The sequence below is a fragment of the Mycobacterium sp. genome, from assembly GCF_046330795.1.
Taxonomy (GTDB): Bacteria; Actinomycetota; Actinomycetes; order Mycobacteriales; family Mycobacteriaceae; genus Mycobacterium.
In genome coordinates this window covers 1,133,032-1,149,543 of sequence record NZ_JAXLSA010000001.1, presented here as the reverse complement: position 1 = coordinate 1,149,543, position 16,512 = coordinate 1,133,032, and the positions used below count along the sequence as shown (strand labels likewise).

Genomic DNA, 16,512 nt, shown 5'->3' with positions numbered 1-16,512 from the left:
TGTCGTTCGGCTCGGGTCGCATCCGCCGCGAAGGAGAGGTCATGCATTGTCCTTTCTGCCGGCATCCGGACTCCCGCGTGGTCGACTCGCGCGAGACAGATGAGGGCCAGGCGATTCGACGCCGGCGCTCCTGTCCCGAGTGTGGCCGGCGGTTCACCACCGTCGAGACGGCGATCCTGGCGGTCGTCAAGCGAAGTGGCGTCACCGAGCCGTTCAGTCGCGAGAAGGTGATCAGCGGTGTCCGTCGCGCCTGTCAGGGCCGGCAGGTCGACGATGACGCGCTGAATCTGCTCGCTCAGCAGGTCGAGGACTCCGTGCGCGCCGCCGGATCGCCGGAGGTGCCCAGTAACGAGGTCGGGCTGGCGATCCTGGGCCCGCTCCGCGAACTCGACGAGGTGGCATATCTGCGATTCGCGTCCGTGTACCGGTCGTTCACCTCGGCCGATGATTTCGAACGCGAGATCCGGGCACTGCGCGAACACCGCGAGATCTCAACCCCCGGCGGCTGATTCGAGTTCGACCGGTGTGGTTCCGTCGCTGACCACGCGGCCGGCCACCCGAACCCAACCGTCCGCGTTCCACTTGGTCTCGAGCTGCGATCCACGGCCCTGGATGATGACCAGATCTCGGCTCAGGTAATCGGTCATCCGCACCGCGGCGGCACCGGTCGCCTCGTCCTCCCGGATGCCGAGGTGCGGGGCAAAACTCCGGGATCGGATCGCGCCCGCGGATTCGTCGATCCAGGCCCACAGGTAGACCTCGTCACCGTCGGCGTAATCGTCGGGATCGGCGGCCAGCAGTTCGTCGACGGAGCCCAATTGGTGGATGGCGAATTCAGGCGCCCACTCGGCTCGCGCGGTGATGGTCGTCAACGGTCCGTCACTGCTGACCGCGACGATTCCCGCCGGAACGGACAGCGTGCGCACCGGCGTGCCGGCCGACGCCAGGTGCCAGGCAGCGCCGACCGTGGGGTGACCGGCAAACGGCAACTCCACGGCCGGTGTGAAGATGTGCGCGGCAGTGGATGTCGCGCCGGGTCCCGGCGGCTCCACGAAAACCGTTTCGCTGTAACCCAATCGGGTGGCCAGCTGCTGGCGGCGCTCCGGTGCAACCGCGCCCGCGTCCACCACGCCCAATGGATTTCCGAAATTGCCCGCGGGGTCGGTGAACACCCGGAGCACCGTGACGTCGACAGCCATGACCCGACCTTACGTCGGGCGGTGCCTCAGGTGGCGCTGCGTTCGTCGGCGCCCATGGCGTCGAGCACCGCGACCCGCGTATCGACCGAACCGGACAGGGCGCCCTCGCTGATGCCGGCACGCAGCAGCTGGCGCAGTGCCACGTGATCGTATTCGGCCGGGCGGGTCGAATCGACGAACTGCTGGACCACCTCGACAAAACGGTCCGGGTCGTCATGGAACGGGAAATGGCCGGACCGCTCGAAGATCTCCAATTGCGAGCCGGGCATCGCGGCGTGCGCCATCTGGGCATGCGCGACGGGGATCACCACGTCGTTCTCGCCCCAGATGAGTTGCACCGGAACGGATTCGGTCAAATAACAGCGGTCCAGCATGGTGACCACCTGGCCGCGCCAGTCCACCACAGCGCGAAGTGTCCGGGTGAAGGCCGAGGAAGCGGTCGGCTCGGGAAGGTCGCGCAGGATGCGCAGCACGTCGGGCAGGTCGCGGCCGAGCCCCCGCGAGCCGAGCACGGCGCCGACGACCTGTCCGGCCAACTGCACCGCCGGGAGCACCATGGGCAGGCGCAGCAGCGCGAGCGCCTCGCCGCCCATCGGCAGTGAGGCCACCCGCAGCGCGACGTGCACGTCCTTGGTGACACCTCCGGAGCCGACCAGGATCAACCGTTCGACGAGCTGGGGGAACTGATAGGCGAACTGCATGGCGACGCCGCCGCCCAGAGAGTGCCCGACGACCGTCACCTTCTCGATGTCGAGCACGCTGAGCAGGTCGCGCATGCCGTTGGCGTAGGCGGCAACCGAGTAATCGGCCCGGGGCTTGTCGGACTGACCGTGGCCCAGCAGATCCGGCGCGATCACCGTGAACCGCTGCGCCAGCTTCGAGTGCACCGTGCTCCACGTGGCCGAGTTGTCGCCGATGCCGTGGATCAGTAATACCACCGGCCCCGACCCGGCTATCCGGTAAGCACGCCGGTAGCCGTGGATCATCTGGAACTCGAGCCTGGGCACGATCTCGCGCACCGGACGCAATCTGGTCTGACGTACCGCCATTGGCCAACTCCCGTCGTAGTGCGATGTCCCGGCGGGGCGCTATCCGGTATTGCCGTCAACCACCGCCGTTGTCGTCGCGCAGGTCGCCCTTCTCGTCGGTCTGCTGGGCGAGGAAACGCTCGAACTCGGCCCCGAGTTCGTCCCCGCTGGGGAGATCCTCGTCGCTGAGCAGGGCGCGGTTCTCCTGGGCAGTGACAAACGCATCGTACTGTCGCTCCAGCGCCGTCACCACTTGGGCGATCTCCGCACTGCCTTCGACCTGTTCGTCGATCCGGTTCCGGATCGACACCGCCGCGTCGGTCAGGGCGGTCATCGGGAGCTCCAACGAACCGATCCTGGCGAGTTGCTCGAGCAGCGCCTGCGCGGCCGCCGGATAGTCGGTCTGCGCCAGGTAGTGCGGGATGTGCACGGTGTAGCCAACGACCTCGTGGCCGTGCTGGGCCAGCCGGTACTCGAGCAGACTCGACGCGCTGCCCGGAACCTGGACCTCGCCGACCCACGGGGTGTGATCGGAGATCAGCTCGCGGTCGCTCGAGTGCGCCGTCAGCGTGATCGGCCGGGTGTGGGGGACAGCCATCGGGATGGCGCCCAGGCCGATCGTCCGGCGCACACCCAGCCGTTCGGCCAGCAGCCGTACCGCCGTCACGAACCGCTCCCATTTGAGGTCCGGCTCCATCCCGGCCAGGAGCAGGAATGGTGTGCCGACGGTGTCGTGCAGGGCGTAGAGGCCCAGCTGGGGGTCCTCGTAACCGGTGAAGCGGTCGGTCTTGAACGTCATGGTGGGGCGCCGTGAGCGGTAGTCGAGCAGGTCGTCGATCGCGAAGGACGCGACCAGCTCGGTGTCCAGCGAGTCGCGGAGGTGGGCGGCGGCCAGCTTGACGGCATGTCCGGCGTCCGAGAATCCCTCCAGGGCGTGCACCAACACCGGGCCCCGGCCGTCCGCCGACGCCAGCTGCGGACCGGGGAACTCCAGTTCGTACATCCCGCTGTGATCGGGCTCGTAGTGCTGGTGATGATCAGCCATCGCCATACCTCCTTCGCCCACCAGTGTCCCACTAGCCCGAACGTCCGACTCACGACCGGCGATTCCCAGGGCGCTCGGGCAGGATGACGCGTGCACGGCGTCGGTGCTGCAATTGCGCACCGGCGATCTTGTCCTCGCCGCGGCCCACTGTCTGTCGGGCGCTCAGCGGCAGCACCTTCGTGCAGGCCGCGGCCGACTTGGGTCCGGCCGGGGCGCACGACTGCTGATTCCATCCACAGTCGCATCCCCATCCACAGCCGGGGCCGTCGAGCGCCGCCGGCGGCGACGCGATGACGGACTCGCCGGGGAGCGTCTGCGCCATGACACACCACCGAATCGTCTTCAGCCTCAACCGGCCGGGTGCGCTCATCGCCGCGCTGCCCGCCGTCCTGGGATTCACCCCGGCGGATTCTCTCGTCCTGGCCTCGATCGAGAACGGCCAGCTCGGCGCGGTCATGCGCGTCGATCTGTGCCATGCGCTCGAGGGCGGCCTCGAGCAGATCGCGCACATCCTGGCCGCCGCGTCGCCCGAGGGGATCATCGCCGTCGTCGTGCAGGCCGATTGCGCCGATTGTTCGGAGTGCAACGAGGACTACCGGCTGCTCGGTCTGGACCTGGCCGGGGCGCTGGACGAGCAGGGCATCGACCTCTGCGCGCTCTACGTGGTGGACCGAGTGCAGGCCGGCGGTCGTTGGCATTGCGCGGATGGTTGCGGGCAGCACGGCATGATCGACGATCCGGATGTCTCGCCGCTGGCGGTCGAGGCCGTGGTGGATGGTCGACGGCTCTACAGCAGCCGGGCGGACCTGACGCAGGTGATCGCGGCCGAGGACGGCTCCGAGGCGCTGGTGGACCGCATCCGTGCCGTCGCCGATGACAGCCGGCCCGAACAGGAAGCCGACCCCGATGGCCACACCCGCCGTGGCGTCCTCGCCGCGATCGACGCCGCCAAACGCCTCGAGGCCGGCCGGCAACTCTCCGATGCCGCGTTGGCCGGCCTGGCCCACCACCTCACCGACTCTGCTGCCCGGGATGCGCTCTATGCCCTGGCCGTCGGGTTCCACGCGGCCCGCGCCGAAGCGCTGTGGACGCTCCTGGCCCGTCGCCTCCCAAAACCATGGCGACTGGAAGCCCTTGTGCTGCTGGCATTTTCGGCCTACGTCCGCAGCGACGGGCCGTTGGCCGGGATCGCCCTGGCCGAAGCCCTGGAGTGCGAACCGGCACATCGAATGGCCCGGATGCTCGACGAGGCGCTGTTGTCCGGGATGCGGCCCGCCCAGATTCGGGAGCTCGCACTCAGCGGTTACCGGGTGGCCGACCGGGTCGGCGTCGAGTTGCCGCCCTACCAGGGATCGGGCCGGCGGGCCGGGTGAGTCAGATCTTCTCGACCTTGACCGCGTGGGCCATCTCGTGCGGCAGATCGACGTTCTCGTGGCCGGGCATCACGATCGTCACGCCGCCCAACTGGTTGATCTCGGCGGTGACGCGCGCATTGGGCACCACGCCCGCGTCCTTGAGTCGAGCGATCAATGTGACGTCGCCCTGAACGTGTTCGGTGAGCTGCCGGACCACCACGGCGACCGGCGACCCCGGAGGCAGCTCGGTCAGCCGCACCAACGGGGCCTCCTCGGCGGACCGCTGCGGGTCAAGGCCCAGCTCGGACAAGCCGGGGATGGGATTGCCGAACGGGGACACCGTCGGGTCGGCGAGGACGGCCACCAGGCGGCGCTCGACCTCTTCGCTCATCACGTGTTCCCACTTGCAGGCCTCGGCGTGGACGTCTTCCCAGGGCAGACCGATGACATCCACCAGCAGCCGCTCGGCCAACCGGTGCTTGCGCATCACGGCGACGGCCAGGGTGCGACCCTTGTCGGTGAGTTCCAGATGGCGATCACCCGCAACGTGGAGCAACCCATCGCGTTCCATGCGCGAGACGGTCTGGCTGACCGTCGGACCGCTCTGCTCGAGGCGTTCGGCGATGCGCGCCCGCAGCGGAACCACGCCCTCTTCTTCGAGGTCGTAGATCGTCCGTAGGTACATTTCGGTGGTATCGACCAGGTCGTTCATAGGGTGCCCTCCATCCGGTCCGAGTCTACTTGGCGGGTGGTGCTTACGGTCGCCCAACGTTCCCGGCGTTGCGCGCACAGCAGTGTGCCCGCCGGAGGGGGACGGCGGGCACACTCATGAATCACGTATTTCCAGGTCAACTGGCGTACGAGCGCAGCCGATCCGCCCGGTCGCCGTGGCGCAGCTTGACCATGACCTCGCGCTCGATCTGACGGACCCGCTCACGGGACAGACCGAACAGCTTGCCGATCTGGTCGAGGGTGCGGGGCTGGCCGTCGTCGAGACCGAAGCGAAGGCGGATCACCTGCTGTTCGCGCTCGTCGAGGGTGGCCAGCACGTACCGGATGTCGGTGTGCAACAGCTCGGCGATGACGGTGTTCTCCGCAGACAGTGCCTCGGCGTCCTCGATGAAGTCGCCCAGGGGAGCCTCCTCGTCGCTGCCGACCGGCATGTCGAGGCTCACCGGGTCCCGGCTGTGCTCGAGCAGATCGGCGATCTTCTCGGCCGGAATACCGGACTCCTCGGCCAGTTCCTCATCGGTGGCCTCGCGGCCCATCGTCTGGTGCATCTCGCGCTTGATCCGGGCGAGCTTGTTGACCTGCTCGACGAGATGGACGGGCAGCCGGATGGTGCGACTCTGGTCGGCCATACCGCGGGTGATGGCCTGCCGGATCCACCACGTGGCATAGGTGGAGAACTTGAATCCCTTGGTGTAGTCGAACTTCTCCATCGCGCGGATCAGGCCCAGGTTGCCCTCCTGGATCAGGTCCAGCAGCGGCATGCCGCGACCGGTGTAGCGCTTGGCCAGCGACACGACCAGGCGAAGATTCGCCTCCAGCAGGTGGCTCCGGGCGGCCCGGCCATCGCGGGCCACGGTCGCCAGATCCCGCTTGCGGGCATCACCGAGACGCTTGCGGGTGTCGAGCAGATGCTGGGCGTACAGGCCCGCCTCGATGCGCTTGGCGAGTTCGACCTCGTCCGCGGCCGTCAGCAACGCCGTCTTACCGATGCCGTTCAGGTACACCCGCACCAGGTCTGCGGCAGGACTTTGAGCGTCCAGATCGCTGTCGACCCGGTATGCGGTGGCATTCGCCATTTCGGCCTCCTCGTTGGCTCGAGCGTTCACGGCGTACAACGCTCCATTGCGCCGAAGAGTTCCCGGGATTCCGTCACTTCACACACTCTGACGTGCAGAAATAGGCCGTTGACCTGAGAATGGCCTGAGAATCGGGAAAGACGTTGCTCAGCCGTCGTGACGGCGGGGGTCGTGTTCCGATTCGGGCGTCGCCCGATGCGCTTCCAGCACCGGCCGATCGGCCGTGGGGAACAGGGGAGTGCGCCGCCGGGCGTCGTCGAATCGGCGGGGCTCCTCGGCCCGGCGCGGGGGGCGGTCATTGGCGATCAGCACGGCCATCCAGGGCAGCGGTATCGACACCGCGATGATCGCCAGGGAGATCCAGCCGTTGTGCCAGATGTTGTAGGCCACTGCCGCGAAGATGAGCGCGGGAATTCGGAACGACATCAGGGTCAGATACTTGCGGACCCGCTGCCGGTGCTCCTCCTCGTAGGGCAGCGCCGCTCTGGTGATCAGTACGGGCCGGCCCTCGTCGTCGAAACCCAGCTCCTGGCTGTGCTTCATGGCACCACTCTTCCACATGTCGACCCCTTCGGGATCGGGCGATCCACTATGTCGACCCCTTCGGGCTCGGGCGATCCACTATGTCGAGCCCGTCGGGATCGGGCGATCCACTATGTCGACCCCGTCGGGCTCGGTCGGTCGATCCACCCGGCACAATGGACGCCATGCAGACCGACACCCTCGAGCGCACCGACGCCGACGTTCGGGCCGACGACGGCACCGACAGCGACACCCCGAAGTTCTTCCACTACGTCAAGAAGGACAAGATCGCCGAGAGCGCGGTCATGGGAACCCATGTGGTGGCGTTGTGCGGGGAGGTCTTCCCGGTCACTCGCTCACCCAAACCCGGCTCACCGGTGTGCCCGGACTGCAAGAAGATCTACGAGACGCTCAAGAAGGGCTGACGCCCTGCGGCTCGGATTCCGCAGTTTCGTTGTCCGGCCCGTCATTTCGTGATTCCAGCCACGACCGCAGCTGGTCGGCGTGGGTGTCCGGCGCCGGGAATTCCTCTTGGATGGCGTTGTTCAACTCGGCGCCGAGCATGATGGCGAAGCCGAGGAAGAAGGCGAACAGCAGGAACGCGATGGGCGTGGCCAGTGCGCCGTAGGTGTAGCCGGTGCGGGTGATGTAGGTCAGGTAGACGCGCAGTCCACCCGTGGCCACCACGAAGAAAACCGAAGCAAGGACCGCGCCGATCACCAGCCGGTGGGTGGGCAGCGGTTTGGGCAGCGACAGCCGGTAGAGCACCGTGATCGTGAGCACCAGCGAGCACACCATGAGCGGGTAGTAGCCGTACTGCAGGATGTTGTCCCAGCTGTCCGGGAGATATTCGGCGATCTTGCGCGGGCCCAATGCGATGAAGGGCGCGCTGGCGATGATGATCACCAGTCCGACGACGTACAGCCCCAGGGCATAGAACCGCTGCCGCACGGGATGGCGCAGCGGCGTCTGATCGTGTGCCTCGACGATCGAGTCGACGAACGCGGAGATGGCCGACGAGCCCGCCCACAGCGAAATGATGAACCCGATGGAGACGACTTCGCCGCGGGCCCCGATCACGATGTCGTGCACCGTCGGTTCGATGATCTCGGTGACGATGTTCTTGGAGAAGAAGCTGTTTGCCGTGGAGATCAGCCGGGCCTGGATGGTCGGCAGCGTGTCGGGCCCGAACAGCGGGGCGATGAACGCCAGGCTGCCGAGCATGCCGAGCAGCAGTGGCGGCAGCGACAGCACCGACCAGAAACCCGCTTGCGCGGACTCGGAGAAGATCGAGTCATCCCACGCCTTGGACAGGGTTCGCTTGAAGATTCGCCAGGCGTGATGGCGGGTGGGCTTCACGGGCTGGTCGGTCATGGCCTAACCAGCATCCCCGAAACGGAGCGATGTGCCCAGTTTCGCAGGCCCGGCGTGGCGGCGCCGCTCAGGCGTCCGCCGGGCTGACCTCCAACACGGCGGCCAGTTCGACCAGCTTGGCCTCGTGCTCGTTCGCATGATGTTGGCAGAACAGCAGTTCGGCTCCCGAGGGGAGCTTCGCGCGCACGCGGGCGGCGGCACCGCAGCGGTCGCAGCGATCAGCCCGGGTCAGTTCGGGACTAATCAGAGTTGCGGTCATGGCGCCTCCGTTCCTCGGGTGGTTACTACTGTGTCAGACGTTCGGCGTTTCGGCGTTGTTCCCCATCCGTTCTCGGGTGTGTCGTGTTTCACCGAGAGCACAATTTGCGGATCGGGCACGCTGGTCCTATGGCAGCTTCTCCACCCACGCTGGTGCACCTGTGCGGCCGTGCCGAATGGCAGGCCGCCTCGTCTGCTGGGGAGCACCGTCCGGCATCACTGTCCGACGTCGGTTTCGTTCATCTTTCGACCGTTGAGCAGGTACACCTGCCGGCCAACCGGCTGTTTGCCGGCCGACGGGATCTGGTACTGCTGTACCTGAATCCCGATGCGCTGAATGCGCCGCTGCGCTGGGAGCCCGGCGTGCCCACGGACCCGTCCGGGATGCTCTTCCCACATCTCTACGGACCGCTGCCGACGGCCGCTGTGATTGCTGTCACAGACTACGTTTCGGGGCCCGACGGGACCTTCTCGCCGCTGTCGGCGACATAGGCATCGGCCTCGATCTCGACCAGCAGATCGGGGGAGATCAACGCCGCCACCTGGACCATGGTCGCCGCGGGACGAATGTCGCCGAACACCTCGCGGTGTGCCGATCCGACCGCCGCCCACTGGCCGATGTCGGTCACGAAGATGCGGGTGCGAACCACGTCGGACAGCTCCGCCCCGACCTCCTGCAGTGCTGATCCGATGCGCCGCAACACCTCTCGGGTCTGGGCCGCCACGTCGGGGCCCGGTGCGGTGGTGCCGGCCACCGCGACGAAAGGTCCCTGACGCACCGCCCGTGAATAGCCGACAATGTCTTCGTACTCCGAACCCGACGAGACCCTCCGCACGGTCATTCGTGGTGCTGCCGCCGCAGTGAGTCCCAGTCGTGCTCGGCTTCGAGCTCCGCGATCAGGTTTCGCGTGCGTTCGCGCAGCAGCAACGTCCCCGCGACGCCGACCAGCACGGCCACCACGAGGGCGATCCAGGAGAACCGCGCCAGCCAGCGTTCGGCGGCCAGGCCCAGGTAGTACACGACGGCCGTGGTGCCGCCGGCCCACAGCACCGCGCCGGAGGCGTTGGCGACCAGGAACCTCGGATAGGGCATCTTCAGCGCGCCGGCCAGCGGCCCCGCCAGGATCCGCAGCAGCGCGACGAAGCGGCCGAAGAACACCGCCCACCCGCCCCAGCGGGCGAACAGCTGCTTGGCCAGCGCGACGTGCCCGGGCCCGAAGTGTTTCGGGAACCGGCGTCCGAGACGTTCGAACAATCCCAGCCCGTAGCGATGGCCGATCGAATATCCGATGGTGTCGCCGACGATCGCGCCCACCGTCGCGGCCGCTCCCACCGCGACCGGGCTGATGTCGAGCGTGTGACGCGATGCCAGCAGCGCGGCGCTGACCAACGCGATCTCGCCGGGCAGCGGGATGCCGAGGCTTTCCAGCCCGATCACCAGCCCGACGACCAGATACACCGCAACCGGCGGGATCGTCTGCAGCAGCGCATCGACGTTCACGCCGCTCAGCTTGCCCTATCGGGGAATGTCAGGCCGGGATTGCTTCGATGATCGCCAGCGGGGTCGGGGTGGGCAGCACCCGGTTGAGCCGGAAGCCCGCGCGTGCCAGCAGGTCGGCGTACTCGCGCTGGGTGCGCTCCTTGCCGCCGGCGGACACCAGCATCTCCAGATCCAGCAGCAGACCCAGATGGCCGGGCGCGCCCTCGGGCAGCACCATCTCGAACAGCAGCACCTTGCCGCCGGGGGCGATGGCGCCGCGGATCTTCCGCAGGATCTCGAGGGCGCGTTCGTCGTCCCAGTCGTGGATGATCGTCTTGAGCAGGTACGCGTCGCCGTCGGCGGGCACCGACTCGAAGAACGACCCGCCCTCGACATCGCATCGCTGCGCGACACCGGCGACCGTCAGCGGACCGTCGGTGTCGGAGGCGTCGGCCACGACCGACGGCAGGTCGAACAGCACTCCGCGGGCGGCGGGCGCGGCCCGCAGCACCGCCGACAGCAGCGCGCCATGTCCGCCACCAACGTCGACGATCCGGCGAAAGTTACTGAAATCGTATGCGGGAACGGCATTTTCGATCGCGACGGTGGACGTTCCGGTCATCGCGTCGTTGAACACCCGGGCGAAGTCGGGTTCGGTGTCCAGATAGTCGAAGAACTCCATCCCGCGCACCCGCGACACCGCCGTCTGGCCGGTGCGCACCGAGTGCTCCAGATCGCCCCAGTGCTCCCAGTGCGGCCGGCTGCCGATGAACGCGATCATCGGCGCCATGCTGGTCGCCTCGCCGGAGACCAGGGCACGGCCGATCCGGGTCAGTGCGAATCGGCCGTCGCGCCGCAGTTTGAACACCGAGCGACTGGCGAGTGCGCGCATCAGCCGGTAGGTGGCATCCGGATCCGCGCCCACCCGGCGCGCCACCTCGTCCGCGGTCAGCGGACCGTTCGCGAGTTCATCGGGGATGCCCAGCCGCACGGCGGCGTTCAGCGCCTGGGTCAGCCACGCGCCGAATCCCAACTCCATGGCCGCGACGCTGTTGGGAACGGTCGCCTTGTGCAGCCGGTCGAGCCCGGCCCGGAACGCGTTGACGGCGGCGATGAGCGCCGGCGGTGGTGTCTTGGCCACGTCGGCGCCGCTAGTCGAGGTAGTCGCGCAGGACCTGCGACCGGCTGGGGTGCCGCAGCTTCGACATCGTCTTCGACTCGATCTGGCGGATCCGTTCACGGGTGACCCCGTAGACCTGGCCGATCTCGTCCAGGGTGCGCGGCTGACCGTCGGTCAGACCGAACCGCAGCCGGACCACACCCGCCTCACGTTCGGACAGCGTCTCGAGCACCGACTGGAGCTGGTCCTGCAGGAGCGTGAAGCTGACGGCGTCGACGGCCACCACGGCTTCGCTGTCCTCGATGAAATCGCCGAGCTGGCTGTCGCCCTCGTCGCCGATGGTCTGGTCCAGTGAGATCGGCTCACGCGCGTACTGCTGGATCTCCAGCACCTTCTCCGGCGTGATGTCCATTTCCTTGGCCAGCTCTTCGGGCGTGGGCTCGCGACCCAGGTCCTGGAGCAGCTCGCGCTGGATGCGGCCGAGCTTGTTGATGACCTCGACCATGTGCACCGGGATGCGGATGGTGCGGGCCTGGTCGGCCATCGCGCGGGTGATGGCCTGGCGGATCCACCAGGTCGCATAGGTGGAGAACTTGTAGCCCTTGGTGTAGTCGAACTTCTCGACGGCGCGGATCAGGCCGAGATTGCCCTCCTGGATCAGGTCCAGGAACGCCATGCCGCGGCCGGTGTAGCGCTTGGCCAGGGACACCACCAGGCGCAGGTTGGCCTCGAGCAGGTGATTCTTGGCGCGGTCGCCGTCGCGGCAGATCCACATCATGTCCCGGCGCTGGGCGGCGGGCAGCTTCTCGCCCTTCTCCGTGAGTTCGCCCATCAGCTGGGTGGCGTACAGGCCGGCCTCGATGCGTTTGGCGAGCTCGACCTCCTCCTCGGCGTTGAGGAGCGCCACCTTGCCGATCTGCTTGAGGTAGGCGCGTACCGAGTCGGCCGAGGCCGTCAGCTCGGCGTCCTTGCGGGCTTGGCGCAGCGCCTCGGATTCTTCCTCGTCCCAGACGAAATCGCCCGAGGCCTTGTCCTTCTCGGACGGCTCGGCGATCTCCTCCTCGTCGCCGGCTGCCGCGCCGGCCGGCTTGCCATTGGCGGCCGCGCCGGCCTCGGGGGCCTCGTCGGAATCGCCCGCATCGTCGGATTCCTCGTCGTCGGATCCGGCGCCGGCCTCCTCGGCGTCGTCCTCGAGGTCTTCCAGATCGTCCTCGACGTCGAGATCGGCATCGTCCTCGAGCTCGGTGGGCTCGGAGTCCAGATCCTCGACGTCGTTGTCGAGATCTTCCTCGACGACACCTTCGGCGGCGCCATCGGCGGCGGTGGCCTTCTTCGCACGTGTCCGGGGTGCGGCGCCGTCCTTGGCCGGGGCCTTGGCGGCTGCCTTGGTGGCGCGCTTCGCGGGGGCCTTGGCCGGGGCCTTGCCAGCGGTTGCGGCGGCGGCCTTGGTGGCGCGCTTGGCCGGCGCGGCCGGGGCCTTGGCCGCTGCCTTCGGTTCTGCACTGGCCCGCTTGGCGGGGGTTGCTCTGGTGGCGGTGCGCTTCACCGGCTCTTCGGTCGCCGGGCTTGCCTTCGTGGCTGCCACGTACACCCTTTCGGTCTGCGGGGCTGCAGTGGGCATGGGCGCGCGCCACCACAGGGTCGGCTATGTGGACTGTCGGCGGGTGATCTCTGCGGGGAGCTTCGCCGCTATCCGTGTTGCGGCCGCCTCGACCATTGTAACGACAGAAACAGCCCGCTCCGCGCCAAGCTGGTCGATTCGGCGCGGGAATCCGGTCGGCTCAGTGGCCGGCGTCCACGGCGGCCATCGCCGCACCGACGATGCCCGCCGAGTTCTGCAGGGCCGCGGCGACCACCGGTGTGCGGTTCTTCAACAGCGGGACCCACTTGTCGGCCTTCCGGCTGATGCCGCCGCCGACGATGATGAGATCCGGCCAGATCGCGTTCTCCACCGCTACCAGCACCTTGGTGACCTCCCGGGTCCAGCGCTCGTAGCTCCAGTCCTTGTTCTCCTTGACCGAGGACGCGGCGCGGTGTTCGGCTTCCTTGCCGCCGACCTCGATATGGCCGAATTCGGTGTTGGGCAGCAGCAATCCGTGGTGGATGACCGCCGAGCCGATGCCGGTTCCGAAGGTCAGCAGCGCGATCACACCGTCGACGTCCTTGCCGGCGCCGAACCGCTGCTCGGCCAGGCCGGCGGCGTCGGCGTCGTTGAGGACCGTCACCGGACGGCCCCCCAGCGCTCGGCTGTAGACGGCGTTGACGTCGGTCCCGATCCAGGTCTTGTCGACGTTGGCGGCGGTCCGGACGACGCCGTGGGTGATGACGCCGGGGTAGGTCACGCCCAGCGGGCCGGTCCAGTCGAAGTGCTCGACCACCTTGGCGATCGTCGCGGCGACCGCGTCGGGGGTCGAGGGCTGGGGGGTGGGCAGCTTGAACCGGTCGCCGATCAGCTGGCCGGTGTCCAGATCCACGATGCCGCCCTTGACGCCGCTGCCGCCGACGTCGATCCCGAAGCTGCGGTTCATCGGGCTGGATTCGGTCATGGTGGCTCCTCGGCGGGGCGGGTGGTCAGCGACTGAAACCTGAGTGCGACAAAACCCTAGTGCGTGGCCGCAATCTTGGTGGGCTGCCGGGCGATTCGGGCGCCGATCTGTGGTGCGATGGTGCGGTGACCGCCCCCACCGGACAACCGGAGACCCTGCGCATCACTGCCGAACAGCTGGCCGCCGAGGCGGCCGGCTATGTGGCGACCCGCCGCCGGGAGGTGTTCGGGGCGGAGTCGCCCGACGGTCCCGGGGTGAGCGGTGCGGTATCCGCCAAGAGCACCCCGACGGACCCGGTCACCGTGGTCGACACCGAGACCGAGGAACTGCTGCGCCGCCGGGTCGCCGAACTGCGGCCCGGCGACGTGGTGCTGGGGGAGGAGCGCGGTGGCCCGGGCGCCATCGGCGCCGGAACCGTCACCTGGGTGGTCGACCCGGTCGACGGCACCGTCAACTTCGTGTACGGGATCCCGGTCTTCGCGGTGTCGGTGGCCGCTCAGGTCGACGGGGTGTCGCTGGCCGGCGCGGTCGCCGACGTGAGCACCGGTGAGATCTACTCGGCCGCACTGGGCGGCGGTGCCCACGTCCGGGGCCCCGCGGGCCGCCGGCGACTGTCCTGCACCGGGGCGACCGATCTGGGAATGACATTGCTGGGCACCGGATTCGGGTATGCACCCGCCCGCCGCACGGCCCAGGGCCGACTGCTGGCGCAGCTGCTGCCGCAGGTGCGCGACGTGCGGCGGCTGGGCTCGGCGGCGCTGGATCTGTGCATGGTGGCCGCGGGCCGCCTGGATGCGCACTACGAGCACGGACTCAACGTGTGGGACTGGGCCGCCGGCGCGCTGATCGCGGCCGAGGCGGGTGCGGTGGTCCGGCTGCCCGCGCCCGGTGAACCGCTCGGTCTGACGCTGGCCGCCGCGCCGGGGGTCGCCGACGCGCTGTGCGCGGCGCTGGCGCGCTGCGGCGCCCTGGGGCCGCTGCCGGGAGTGGCCGGCAGCTAGCAGCTGGCCCCGTGGATCTTCGCGATCAGCGCGGGGTCGGCGGGCTCGGTGGCGTCGGGCCGCAGGCCGGCCAGTACCGCGTCGATGTCGTCGTTGTGGGTGAGCGTGGTGAAGTCGGTGCCCACGGCCAGGTCGACGGAATCGTCGTCGCGCCCGTCGGAGAACAGTTCGGTACACGGGGCGACCAGCCAAAGCGCGGCCGCGGCGGCCTTGCCGTTGTCGCCGAAGCGGATCTGTCCCTGGCAGCTCAGCTTGGTGTTGTTGTAGACGGGGTCGTTGGCCGCTGTCGGCTGAGCGAAGCCGAGATCGCGGAGCGCCGAGGAGACCTCGGCGGCCTGGCCGCCATGACCGCTGGCGTTGAGGACGCGGATCTTGGTGGAGGCGAGTTTGGCGGGGGTCACCGAGGCCATGGTGGTGGGCGACACCTGCTTGCCCAGGGTTGGGGCGTTGGCGTCGGCGGCAGGCGGCGGCTCGTTGCACACCGCGGCCTGATGGACCTCGGCCGGCCGGGTCAGGGCGATCAGCCAGATGATCCCTGTGACGACGGTGAGTGCCACCGCAGCAATGACGCCCGGCCAGATGTTCCGCCGCCGGAACGGCAATCCCCGCTTGTCGAAGGCCGTGCCTTCTGTGATGTGCGCAACCACGCCTGCACTCTAGAGCACCCGTCCTGAACTGGGGGATTGCGAAATGTCTCCATATGTGACGTAAATCACACTTGAAGACCGCAGGTTCCGGGCACGAATCGTTTGGTGATGACGTTCGGCACTGGTACAAAGCTCTGTCGCAAGGACTTGCGCGCGGGGATTCCAGAGGGGAAGACGAGATGGCTACCGACTATGACGCCCCACGGCGCTCCGAGACCGACGATGTTTCCGAGGATTCACTCGAAGAACTGAAGGCCCGCCGCAACGAAGCGCAGTCCGCCGTCGTCGATGTCGACGAGTCCGAATCCGCCGAGAACTTCGAACTACCCGGTGCTGATCTGTCCGGTGAAGAGCTTTCCGTGCGGGTGGTCCCGAAGCAGGCCGACGAGTTCACCTGTTCGAGCTGTTTCCTGGTCCAACACCGCAGCAGACTCGCCACCGAGAAGAACGGCGTGATGATCTGCACCGACTGCGCGGCCTGAGTCGAGTCGACGCAGCGCCGAGGTACGAGGCGCGGAGGAGCGAGACGATTCGGGCTGAGTCGCGTCGACGCAGCGCCGAGGTACGAGGCGCGGAGGAGCGAGACGATTCGGGCTGAGTCGCGTCGACGCAGCGCCGAGGTACGAGGCGCGGAGGAGCTGGGTCAGCTCCGCAGCGCGGAGAGCACCCGGTCCGGATGTCGGGTGCTGAGCAGCCAGTACGGCGTCGGGTCATCGGGATCGTCGAGCACCACCAACACCAGCGGCCCCACCCAGGCGCGGTGCGCCACGAAAGCTGCCGGGTCGAGCTGACGGCCCAACGCCGCTGATTTCGCCGATGCGGGCACCGAGGCGGACCGGGTGATCACCGAGGCGGGCAGGTGCGCCTGCCCGGCCCACAACTCGGTGTCGTCGGCGCCGATGGTGACGCGCACCTCCGAGCGGCCCAGCCAGAGCAACACGCCGGTGGCGACCGCGAACAGGATGGCGTAGGGCAGCCAGTCGGGCAGCGTGCGCACACCCATGTTCACTTCGGCGGCGATCACCGCTGCCACGCCGAATCCGGCCGGCCACCACCACCACGGCACCCACAGCCGCTCGCGGTACCGCACGGTCTGCGGGGCGACACGCGAATCGGGCACGCGGCCAAG

22 protein-coding genes are annotated in these 16,512 nt (G+C 68.3%); 6 read left to right on the top strand and 16 right to left on the bottom strand.

Annotated elements, in window-relative coordinates; genetic code table 11:
- Positions 1–41 precede the first annotated feature (41 nt).
- On the top strand, positions 42–509 hold the full coding sequence (gene nrdR / locus U0R18_RS05430) for a transcriptional regulator NrdR (RefSeq protein WP_526366675.1): 468 nt from the start codon (positions 42–44) through the stop codon (positions 507–509).
- Here the strand turns inward: nrdR and U0R18_RS05425 are convergent.
- From U0R18_RS05425 to U0R18_RS05410, 4 genes are read right to left on the bottom strand one after another with little or no spacing between them, the layout of a single operon-like run.
- On the bottom strand, positions 492–1,199 hold the full coding sequence (locus U0R18_RS05425) for a PhzF family protein (RefSeq protein WP_526366673.1): 708 nt from the start codon (positions 1,197–1,199) through the stop codon (positions 492–494). The two genes, nrdR and U0R18_RS05425, sit on opposite strands and share 18 nt — an antisense overlap.
- A gap of 26 nt (positions 1,200–1,225) precedes the next feature.
- Positions 1,226–2,248, bottom strand: a complete 1,023-nt coding sequence (locus U0R18_RS05420) for an alpha/beta fold hydrolase (RefSeq protein ID WP_526366671.1) — start codon at positions 2,246–2,248, stop codon at positions 1,226–1,228.
- 55 nt (positions 2,249–2,303) lie between these two features.
- Positions 2,304–3,278, bottom strand: a complete 975-nt coding sequence (locus tag U0R18_RS05415) for a proteasome assembly chaperone family protein (protein WP_526366669.1) — start codon at positions 3,276–3,278, stop codon at positions 2,304–2,306.
- A gap of 43 nt (positions 3,279–3,321) precedes the next feature.
- A complete protein-coding gene (locus U0R18_RS05410; RefSeq protein WP_526366667.1) occupies positions 3,322–3,594 on the bottom strand; it encodes a hypothetical protein in 273 nt (90 codons plus the stop codon).
- Between U0R18_RS05410 and U0R18_RS05405 the strand changes: the two genes are divergently transcribed.
- Positions 3,593–4,645, top strand: a complete 1,053-nt coding sequence (locus tag U0R18_RS05405; protein WP_526366665.1) for a DUF4192 family protein — start codon at positions 3,593–3,595, stop codon at positions 4,643–4,645. The two genes, U0R18_RS05410 and U0R18_RS05405, sit on opposite strands and share 2 nt — an antisense overlap.
- Position 4,646: 1 nt before the next feature.
- Here the strand turns inward: U0R18_RS05405 and U0R18_RS05400 are convergent, their stop codons facing one another.
- The 3 genes from U0R18_RS05400 to U0R18_RS05390 form a co-directional block, all read right to left on the bottom strand.
- Positions 4,647–5,339 carry an iron-dependent transcriptional repressor DtxR gene (locus U0R18_RS05400; protein WP_526366663.1) on the bottom strand — a complete coding sequence of 231 codons (693 nt, stop codon included), beginning with the start codon at positions 5,337–5,339 and terminating at the stop codon, positions 4,647–4,649.
- Positions 5,340–5,475: 136 nt separating this feature from the next.
- Entirely contained in the window at positions 5,476–6,465 is a 990-nt protein-coding gene (locus U0R18_RS05395) for a sigma-70 family RNA polymerase sigma factor (protein ID WP_526366661.1), read from the bottom strand.
- Positions 6,466–6,582: 117 nt separating this feature from the next.
- Positions 6,583–6,996 carry a DUF3099 domain-containing protein gene (locus U0R18_RS05390; RefSeq protein ID WP_526366659.1) on the bottom strand — a complete coding sequence of 138 codons (414 nt, stop codon included), beginning with the start codon at positions 6,994–6,996 and terminating at the stop codon, positions 6,583–6,585.
- Positions 6,997–7,142: 146 nt separating this feature from the next.
- On the opposite strand from U0R18_RS05390, the gene U0R18_RS05385 reads away from it, so the two are divergent.
- Complete coding sequence (locus U0R18_RS05385) at positions 7,143–7,382, top strand: DUF3039 domain-containing protein (RefSeq protein ID WP_526366657.1); 240 nt, start codon at positions 7,143–7,145, stop codon at positions 7,380–7,382.
- Here U0R18_RS05385 and U0R18_RS05380 read toward each other — a convergent pair.
- The gene (locus U0R18_RS05380; RefSeq protein ID WP_526366655.1) at positions 7,369–8,331 is read right to left on the bottom strand and encodes a YhjD/YihY/BrkB family envelope integrity protein; all 963 of its coding nucleotides are present in this window, start codon (positions 8,329–8,331) and stop codon (positions 7,369–7,371) included. The genes U0R18_RS05385 and U0R18_RS05380 overlap by 14 nt on opposite strands.
- A 67-nt stretch (positions 8,332–8,398) precedes the next feature.
- Complete coding sequence (locus U0R18_RS05375; RefSeq protein WP_526366653.1) at positions 8,399–8,590, bottom strand: DUF7455 domain-containing protein; 192 nt, start codon at positions 8,588–8,590, stop codon at positions 8,399–8,401.
- Positions 8,591–8,718: 128 nt separating this feature from the next.
- On the opposite strand from U0R18_RS05375, the gene U0R18_RS05370 reads away from it, so the two are divergent.
- Positions 8,719–9,081: a DUF952 domain-containing protein gene (locus U0R18_RS05370; protein WP_526366651.1), complete on the top strand. Its 363-nt coding sequence runs from the start codon at positions 8,719–8,721 to the stop codon at positions 9,079–9,081.
- Here the strand turns inward: U0R18_RS05370 and U0R18_RS05365 are convergent.
- The 5 genes from U0R18_RS05365 to ppgK form a co-directional block, all read right to left on the bottom strand.
- The gene (locus U0R18_RS05365) at positions 9,033–9,431 is read right to left on the bottom strand and encodes a RidA family protein (protein ID WP_526366649.1); all 399 of its coding nucleotides are present in this window, start codon (positions 9,429–9,431) and stop codon (positions 9,033–9,035) included. The genes U0R18_RS05370 and U0R18_RS05365 overlap by 49 nt on opposite strands.
- Complete coding sequence (locus U0R18_RS05360) at positions 9,428–10,090, bottom strand: VTT domain-containing protein (RefSeq protein ID WP_526366647.1); 663 nt, start codon at positions 10,088–10,090, stop codon at positions 9,428–9,430. The genes U0R18_RS05365 and U0R18_RS05360 overlap by 4 nt, the downstream gene beginning before the upstream one ends.
- Before the next feature lie 28 nt (positions 10,091–10,118).
- On the bottom strand, positions 10,119–11,210 hold the full coding sequence (locus U0R18_RS05355; RefSeq protein ID WP_526366645.1) for a methyltransferase: 1,092 nt from the start codon (positions 11,208–11,210) through the stop codon (positions 10,119–10,121).
- Positions 11,211–11,220: 10 nt separating this feature from the next.
- The gene (locus U0R18_RS05350) at positions 11,221–12,774 is read right to left on the bottom strand and encodes an RNA polymerase sigma factor (protein WP_526366643.1); all 1,554 of its coding nucleotides are present in this window, start codon (positions 12,772–12,774) and stop codon (positions 11,221–11,223) included.
- 196 nt (positions 12,775–12,970) lie between these two features.
- The gene (gene ppgK, locus U0R18_RS05345; RefSeq protein ID WP_526366641.1) at positions 12,971–13,735 is read right to left on the bottom strand and encodes a polyphosphate--glucose phosphotransferase; all 765 of its coding nucleotides are present in this window, start codon (positions 13,733–13,735) and stop codon (positions 12,971–12,973) included.
- A 125-nt stretch (positions 13,736–13,860) separates the two neighbouring features.
- On the opposite strand from ppgK, the gene U0R18_RS05340 reads away from it, so the two are divergent.
- On the top strand, positions 13,861–14,736 hold the full coding sequence (locus tag U0R18_RS05340) for an inositol monophosphatase family protein (RefSeq protein WP_526366639.1): 876 nt from the start codon (positions 13,861–13,863) through the stop codon (positions 14,734–14,736).
- On the opposite strand, the gene cei is transcribed toward U0R18_RS05340, so the two are convergent.
- Positions 14,733–15,383: an envelope integrity protein Cei gene (gene cei, locus U0R18_RS05335; protein WP_526366637.1), complete on the bottom strand. Its 651-nt coding sequence runs from the start codon at positions 15,381–15,383 to the stop codon at positions 14,733–14,735. The genes U0R18_RS05340 and cei overlap by 4 nt on opposite strands.
- Before the next feature lie 179 nt (positions 15,384–15,562).
- Here cei and U0R18_RS05330 point away from each other — a divergent pair, with 179 nt between their 5' ends.
- Positions 15,563–15,865, top strand: a complete 303-nt coding sequence (locus U0R18_RS05330) for a DUF4193 family protein (RefSeq protein ID WP_526366635.1) — start codon at positions 15,563–15,565, stop codon at positions 15,863–15,865.
- A gap of 161 nt (positions 15,866–16,026) precedes the next feature.
- Here U0R18_RS05330 and U0R18_RS05325 read toward each other — a convergent pair whose 3' ends face one another.
- A complete protein-coding gene (locus U0R18_RS05325; protein ID WP_526366633.1) occupies positions 16,027–16,503 on the bottom strand; it encodes a DUF3093 family protein in 477 nt (158 codons plus the stop codon).
- Positions 16,504–16,512: the final 9 nt, after the last annotated feature.